Here is a 6,750-nt window from a genome sequence, read left to right on the forward strand (position 1 = left end):
CTACAATTGGAGGGGAATTATGAAATTTGGCCTGGCTTCTACTCTCGCCTGTGTCGGCCTGCTGTTTGCCGGTGGGGCCAAAGCTGCCGACGTTTATTCGCCTGTGACGCCGGAAACCCAACAAGTCGTGACCGAGCAGGGCTGGACGTTCTCGGCCGCCCCTTATTTCTGGGCGGCGGGCATATCCGGGGACGTCGGGCAGTTCGGGCTGCCGCCAGTCGAGGTCGATGCGAGTTTCGGCGACATCTTCGATCACCTGGATTTTGGGGCCATGGCGATCGGCGAGGCGCGATACGACCGCTACAGCATCTTCGGCGACATCATGTACTCCAAGATCTCCGGCTCCACCGGAACGCCACGAGGCATTCTTGCCTCAAGCGTCGAGGTATCCTCGGAAACATTTGCCGGGTTGATCGGGGCCGGCTACGCGCTCCTTGAAGACACTTCCGGACGGCTTGAAGTCGTCGGCGGGGCCAGGGTGTGGTCGGTCGACACCGACATCTCCTTCAGCGGCGGCATTCTCGACGGCGTCTCGCGAAGTGACGGCGCGACCTGGGTGGATGCCGTGGCGGGCCTTCGAGGAAATTACGCGATCACACCCCAGATCTATTTGACCGGATGGGGCCTAGTTGGGGCAGGTGGAGCCGATATCGACTGGGACGTCGCTGGGGCAGTCGGCTACCGCTTCAACGAGAAGATTTCGGCGGTGGCAGGTTACCGCGCCCTGGGCGTCGACTACAGCAACGACGACGGATTTATCTTCGATGTCGTCCAGCAAGGTCCAATTCTCGGAATGGTGGTGCAATTTTAAGGTGGCGAAGCTCCAGACCGCTGCGACTCCGCGTTTGCCTTCGGCCGCGATTGGCCGGGACTGCCAAGGGCCGGTGGATGACCGTTATCCCATCGCAAAATTGCCGCTCAACTAGCAGACCGGAATGTCTGCAGTTGGCGCTTCTTTCGCGTTTCTCGCAAGGGAAGGTAAGGCAGAAAACCGCCCGATTGGTACTAGAACGCCCGATTGCGGTGTAATCCGAGCCGATCCGCCGGCCGGCTTGGTCGCGCCATGTGTGGACGTTGGAGGCGATCGTTCTCAGTGGCTGCTACCCGGCCTTTTCCTGCCTTACGTGACGACGACATTTTGCAAGCCCTAAAAAAGAACGGCAAGCGGCCTCATGCTTTTTGGCACGTGCAAGGCGAGTCAAAGGGCATTGCCACGTCTGCCGTGCCGGAAAACTTACGCCTCGGACACCTTCGACTATTAAAGTACGTGCCTTCGCTGAAATGGGCCGGCGCGACGATTGCTATGACAAAAGGCTCATTGCGGATGATAGGGTGTTGTATTGTCGCGCTAGCCCATATGGCAGCTTGTCGCTGCTGCGGAGGCAGCCATGCAACCAGAATCGGGCTGGTGCGTAATTCCGCCGGCCTGATTTTGTATGCTGGCCCATATCGCAATTCGACGCATCGAGATGTCGCAATCGGAATCGGGAACGCAGATTACGCATGATTGTCCCTCACAATTCGACCGGGCAGCCCTGGCGCCGTCCGATGCCGGCCCGCGATCCCAACGAGGTGCACCGGCAGGCATCATTTCTGGAACTGTTCTTCGACTTGTGCTTCGTCATCGCTGTCGCCCAAGCGGCCTCATCGCTGCACCACGCGTTGGCTGAGGAGCATTTCGCAGCCGGCATCCTCAGTTATCTGACCGTATTCTTCGCAATCTGGTGGGCCTGGATGAATTTCACCTGGTTCGCCTCTTCGTACGACAATGATGACGTACCCTACCGGGTCGCGGCGATGGTGCAGATTGTGGGCGCGCTGATCCTGGCGGCCGGGGTGCCACGCGCCTTTGAGATCCACCAGTTCGATGTCGTCTTTCTAGGCTATGCCGTCATGCGCGTGGGGCTGGTCGCTCTGTGGCTGCGCGCCGCCATGGGCGATACGGCCCGGCGTATCACCGCTCTGCGCTACGCTGGCGGCATCTCCGCAGCTATGATCGGCTGGGCAGTCATGCTTTTCTCCGGCGAATGGCCGCTTTGGGGCTGGTGGCTCATGGCGGCCGTCGAAATGACGGTGCCGATCTGGGCGGAACGCGGCGGCAACACACCCTGGCATCCTCACCATATTGCTGAGCGTTACGGGCTGTTCACGATCATCGTGCTGGGCGAGTCTGTCCTTGCCACCACGCTCGCCGTCCAGTCAGCCCTTGGCGATCAGGGAGCCTCGCCCGCACTGCTCCGGATCATAGGAGGTGGACTGCTCATCGTTTTTTCCCTCTGGTGGTTGTATTTCGCCAAACCGGCGCAACGGTTCCTAACGTCCAACCGACTGGCGTTCCTATGGGGCTACGGCCATTATTTCATCTTTGCATCGGTAGCTGCCGTGGGTGCCGGTCTCGCCGTAAATGTTGACCACGTCACCGGCCATTCGGCGTTGAGCAATACAGCGGCGGGAGCGGCGGTCACGGTGCCTGTGGCCGTCTATCTCTTTGTTTTGTGGATGCTGCATATCCGGCCCCATCGGACGGGTCTTGCCTCTGCCCTCCTGTTTCTGGCCACCGTCGCTGTGATCCTTGTGGCCACGTTCAGCCCTTGGCCAATTCCGATTGCTGGCTTGGCGACCGCGGCTTTGGTAGCCATTTCTGTCGCTCTGTCAGCCCATCTACAGCGATAGGTTACCGGCAACGTCGGAATCGATCGCCGCACGCACTTTGGAAGACAGCCGCAAGGTGACTCAGAAGCCGGCAGCGCATCGCGTGCCGATTTTGCAACGGCGGGGGTTCCGCATCCCGAGGCGCCAAATCCGCTGCTCTTCGCCTAACCCAAATTCGCCTTCCCGACCGTCACCATCGCCGGTGGCGGCGACGCGAGTGCCGCGATCGCGTGACGTCACGGAGGTCGGCAACGGGTCACGACCGGCCGATGCGGCCGGCTGCCTTGCACGTCGTTCCTGACATCACCCGGCGACGCCGTCAGACCTCGAAAGGAGGTTCAATTCGGAGCGAAGATGATTCGGGTCGGACAGCGCCGTTTCGATCGCCGCATGGAGATGCCTCCAGATCGGCGCCGCCTCGGCCAGAACCGCCCGGCCGGCTGGCGTCAGCCGCAGCAGTCGGGCGCGCCTGTCCGTCAGATCGGGCGCCGTCTCGACGAGGCCACGACGCTCCAGCGGCTTGAGATTGGCAGTCAAGGTCGTCCTGTCCATCGCCAGCAGCGCCGCCACGCTGCCGAGGTTCGGCGGTTTCGGCCGATTGAGCGACATGAGGAGAGAGAACTGCCCGCTGGTGATGCCGGCGGGCTTCAGCGCGACATCGAAACGGCGTGCGAGTGCGCGTGCCGCCCTCTGCGTATGCAGGCACAGGCAGGTGTCACGCACCAGAAGGGTGGTTTCGAAGGCAAGGTCGGCAGGAGCGTGCATCTGAAGGGTTGACATCCATAGACTCCTTACGTTGATATCAACATAGATGCGGAAGGGTCAATCGACGGCCGCTTTCCCAAGGATCTGACGTAGAAGGAAGCGGATCGTGTCCACGATGCAGCCATTCCTCATGTTCCAGGGCGGCCATGCCGAAAAGGCGATGAACTTCTATGTCTCGCTGTTCGACGACAGCGAGGTTCTCGAGGCCACGCGCTGGCAGAAGGGCGAGCAGGGCGCTGAGGGCAGCATCAAACTGGCCCGCTTCAGGGCCGCCGGGCAGAGCGTGCTGGCCAGCGATAGCCCGGTAAAGCACGCCTTCGACTTCACGCCATCCTGGTCCTTCTTCGTCGACTGCGCGTCGAACGAGGAGCAGAGGCGGCTTGTCGCCGAACTGTCGGATGGTGGCGGGGTACTGATGCCGCTGGACGATTACGGTTTCAGCAAGCGCTTCGCCTGGGTCACCGACCGCTTCGGCGTGTCCTGGCAGCTCAATCTCCCCTGACGCGCGTCGCAGCACCAATCAAAAAGGAGACGACCATGAAGATCGTGACCAGCCTGAGCTTCCAGGGCCAGTGCCGCGAGGCATTCGAATTCTACGCCAAGGTCCTGGGCGGAAAGATCACCGCCGCCATGCCCTATGGCGATGCGCCTCCCGGCATGCCGATCACTGATGAAAAGTACAAGAATTGGCTGATGCACTGCTGGCTCGATGTCGGGGACCAGGCGCTGATGGGTGCCGACATGGACGCCGGATGGGCACCCAACATCGACAAACCCAAGAACGGCTTCGACGTCACCCTGCACACCGAGGACAAGGCCGAAGCCCAACGCTGGTTCGATCAACTGTCTGAAGGCGGCAAGGCCGTCATGCCATTTGGCGAGACCTTCTGGTCGCCCGGCTTCGGCTCCCTGATCGACGGGTTCGGCGTCCCGTGGATGGTCAACGTCATTCCATCGGCTGACTGGAGGCCGTCGCAGGGCTGATCCCATGCCCAAAAAACACTGATAGAAGAATGCAACCGGATGTAGGCACCGGCGGCGGGTCCTTTTGGGCGTTAACGAGTTCGTCAACGGTGTGAACCGGCGCAAAGTGTGACCTCACATGCCGTTGAGATTCAACAGGTTATCGGTGCCGATCGGCGCGGAGACCCCCCGCCGATTAACACCAATGTAATCCGGTCGCGGGCGAGCTTGCGTTTTTCAGCGGGATACCGCCTCGGGTGACCTAATCGCATCGCCCTCGTGTACACTCAGGTGGCCAAATGCGGGCTCAAGTTTCTGCTTCGGAGAGCTTGTGTCGCAATTCAGTGTGCTTTTGGATATGGTATGGCAACTACTTTAGCGGTCGGTCCAACGGGGCAATGGACCGACTTGTAGCGAAAAGTATAGCAAAATGAATAACTTAGATAGACGCTTCTGCGTTGCACCGATGATGGACTGGACGGACCGTCACTGCCGGTTCTTTCACCGGCAGCTGACGCGGCGTGCGTTGCTCTATACGGAAATGGTCGTCGCCGACGCGGTCATCAAGGGCGCGCGCGAGCGCCTGCTCGGCTTTCATCCCAACGAGCACCCGGTGGCGTCGCAACTCGGCGGGTCAGACCCGGCGAAGCTCGCCGAAGCGGCCGCGATCGGCGAGGCGTTCGGCTACGACGAGATCAACCTCAATGTCGGCTGCCCGTCCGACCGGGTTCAGTCGGGCACATTCGGGGCCTGCCTGATGAAGACGCCACACCTCGTCGCCGAAGGCGTGGCTGCCATGAAGGCGGCGACGAAAATTCCGGTGACGGTGAAGTGCCGCATCGGCGTTGACGACCAGGATCCGGAAGAGGCGCTCGACACGATCGCCGAGGCGGTTTTCACCGCCGGCGCCGACGCGTTGTGGGTGCACGCGCGCAAAGCCTGGCTCGAAGGGCTTTCGCCGAAGGAGAATCGCGATATCCCGCCGCTCGACTACGGCCGCGTATACCGGCTGAAGCAGAAGCATCCGGGCCGATTCATCGGTATCAATGGCGGCATCCAGTCGCTGGAGGAGGCCGTCGGTCATCTCGCCCACACCGATGGCGTGATGCTCGGCCGCGCCGCCTATCACACTCCCGGCATTCTCGCCGGCGTGGACGCGCTGGTTTCAGGCGAGCCGCAGGCGGAGTTCGATTTCGCAGCGCTGGTCGAGACGATGGCGGATTATGCCGCCAGCCATATTGCAGCCGGCGGCCGTCTCGGCCACATCACGCGCCATATGGTCGGCCTGTTCCACGGACTGCCCGGAGCGCGCCGCTTCCGCCAGATTTTGTCAACCGACGCCAACCGGCCAGGCGCCGGACCGGAAGTGCTGCGCGAGGCATTTGCCGTGGTCGATCTCGAGGGCCTTCGCCAAGCCGCCTGACTCCGCCAAACTTCTCCATCTGATTTACAATGCCGGCCACGCGGGTTAGCGACGGTCCGGTCTTTTCTCGGGGATGACGGATGCCGGCGTTGGATATGGGTTGGGGTGAGATCGCCGGTTTCGCCGCCGCGATTGCCGCGGCGGGTGTGATCTCCGGACTTCTGGCCGGCTTGTTCGGTATTGGCGGCGGCGCGGTCATCGTGCCGGTATTCTATCAGGTGTTCGGCCTGTTCGGCGTCGATGAAAGCGTGCGCATGCATGTCTCGGTCGGGTCTTCGCTGGCCATCATCGTTCCTACAGCGTTCCGGTCCTTCATGGCGCACAAGGCGCGCGGCGCGGTCGACATGGACCTCCTGAAGTCGTTCCTGATCCCGGTGCCGGCGGGTGTTGTGCTGGCCTCGCTCGCCGCCGCCTCGATATCCAGTGAGGAACTGCGCATGATTTTCGCGGTGCTGGCGCTGCTCTTCGGCATCCGCCTCCTGTTCAACCGCGAAAGCTGGCGGCTCGGCGGCCACCTTCCCGGCAACCCCTGGCGCGCGCTGACCGGAATGGTGATCGGCTTCTTCTCGACCCTGATGGGCATTGGCGGCGGCATCATGAACGGCACTTTCATGGCGCTCTACGGCCGGCCGATGCATCAGGCGGTGGCGACCTCATCGGGCGTCGGCCTGCTGATCGCCGTACCGGGCACCGTCGGCTACATCTGGGCGGGGTGGGCCAATCCGGACCTGCCGATCGCCTCGACCGGCTATATCAATTGGATTGCCGTGGCGCTGGTCATCCCGATCGCTTTGATAGTCACGCCCTATGGCGTGCAACTCGCCCACTGGCTGAAGAGACGCCACCTCGAAATCGGTTTTGGGCTGTTCTGCCTGTTCGTATCGGCGCGATTCTTTATGAGCCTGGCTTAGGGTCTGTTGATATTCAGGTAATGCCGGCCTGCAAAC

At 61.8% G+C, this 6,750-nt stretch carries 7 protein-coding genes; 6 read left to right on the forward strand and 1 reads right to left on the reverse strand.

Annotation, left to right across the window (positions count from 1 at the left end; all coding sequences use genetic code 11):
- The first annotated feature begins 19 nt into the window (after positions 1 to 19).
- The gene (locus G6N73_RS16885) at positions 20 to 811 is read left to right on the forward strand and encodes a hypothetical protein (RefSeq protein WP_165029595.1); all 792 of its coding nucleotides are present in this window, start codon (positions 20 to 22) and stop codon (positions 809 to 811) included.
- A 737-nt stretch (positions 812 to 1,548) separates the two neighbouring features.
- Positions 1,549 to 2,673, forward strand: coding sequence for a low temperature requirement protein A (locus tag G6N73_RS16890; protein ID WP_246252127.1), 1,125 nt, complete (start codon positions 1,549 to 1,551; stop codon positions 2,671 to 2,673).
- A gap of 282 nt (positions 2,674 to 2,955) precedes the next feature.
- Here G6N73_RS16890 and G6N73_RS16895 read toward each other — a convergent pair whose 3' ends face one another.
- Complete coding sequence (locus G6N73_RS16895; RefSeq protein ID WP_425484100.1) at positions 2,956 to 3,432, reverse strand: MarR family winged helix-turn-helix transcriptional regulator; 477 nt, start codon at positions 3,430 to 3,432, stop codon at positions 2,956 to 2,958.
- A gap of 100 nt (positions 3,433 to 3,532) precedes the next feature.
- Between G6N73_RS16895 and G6N73_RS16900 the strand changes: the two genes are divergently transcribed.
- From G6N73_RS16900 to G6N73_RS16915, 4 genes are all read left to right on the forward strand, one after another.
- Complete coding sequence (locus G6N73_RS16900; protein WP_165029622.1) at positions 3,533 to 3,919, forward strand: VOC family protein; 387 nt, start codon at positions 3,533 to 3,535, stop codon at positions 3,917 to 3,919.
- A 35-nt stretch (positions 3,920 to 3,954) separates the two neighbouring features.
- Positions 3,955 to 4,401: a VOC family protein gene (locus G6N73_RS16905; RefSeq protein WP_165029598.1), complete on the forward strand. Its 447-nt coding sequence runs from the start codon at positions 3,955 to 3,957 to the stop codon at positions 4,399 to 4,401.
- 409 nt (positions 4,402 to 4,810) lie between these two features.
- Complete coding sequence (gene dusA, locus G6N73_RS16910; protein ID WP_165029601.1) at positions 4,811 to 5,803, forward strand: tRNA dihydrouridine(20/20a) synthase DusA; 993 nt, start codon at positions 4,811 to 4,813, stop codon at positions 5,801 to 5,803.
- A gap of 80 nt (positions 5,804 to 5,883) precedes the next feature.
- Positions 5,884 to 6,714, forward strand: coding sequence for a sulfite exporter TauE/SafE family protein (locus G6N73_RS16915; RefSeq protein ID WP_206078899.1), 831 nt, complete (start codon positions 5,884 to 5,886; stop codon positions 6,712 to 6,714).
- The last annotated feature ends 36 nt before the right edge of the window (positions 6,715 to 6,750 follow it).

Origin of the sequence: Allomesorhizobium camelthorni (genome assembly GCF_011045125.1) — a bacterium.
Taxonomy (GTDB): Bacteria; Pseudomonadota; Alphaproteobacteria; order Rhizobiales; family Rhizobiaceae; genus Allomesorhizobium; species Allomesorhizobium camelthorni.

Bases quoted from the DNA above. Each gene is read 5' to 3' on its own strand.
- G6N73_RS16885 (WP_165029595.1), top strand. From the start codon at position 20: ATGAAATTTGGCCTGGCTTCTACTCTCGCCTGTGTCGGCCTGCTGTTT.
- G6N73_RS16890 (WP_246252127.1), top strand. From the start codon at position 1,549: ATGCCGGCCCGCGATCCCAACGAGGTGCACCGGCAGGCATCATTTCTG.
- G6N73_RS16895 (WP_425484100.1), bottom strand. From the start codon at position 3,432: ATGTCAACCCTTCAGATGCACGCTCCTGCCGACCTTGCCTTCGAAACC.
- G6N73_RS16900 (WP_165029622.1), top strand. From the start codon at position 3,533: ATGCAGCCATTCCTCATGTTCCAGGGCGGCCATGCCGAAAAGGCGATG.
- G6N73_RS16905 (WP_165029598.1), top strand. From the start codon at position 3,955: ATGAAGATCGTGACCAGCCTGAGCTTCCAGGGCCAGTGCCGCGAGGCA.
- dusA (WP_165029601.1), top strand. From the start codon at position 4,811: ATGAATAACTTAGATAGACGCTTCTGCGTTGCACCGATGATGGACTGG.
- G6N73_RS16915 (WP_206078899.1), top strand. From the start codon at position 5,884: ATGCCGGCGTTGGATATGGGTTGGGGTGAGATCGCCGGTTTCGCCGCC.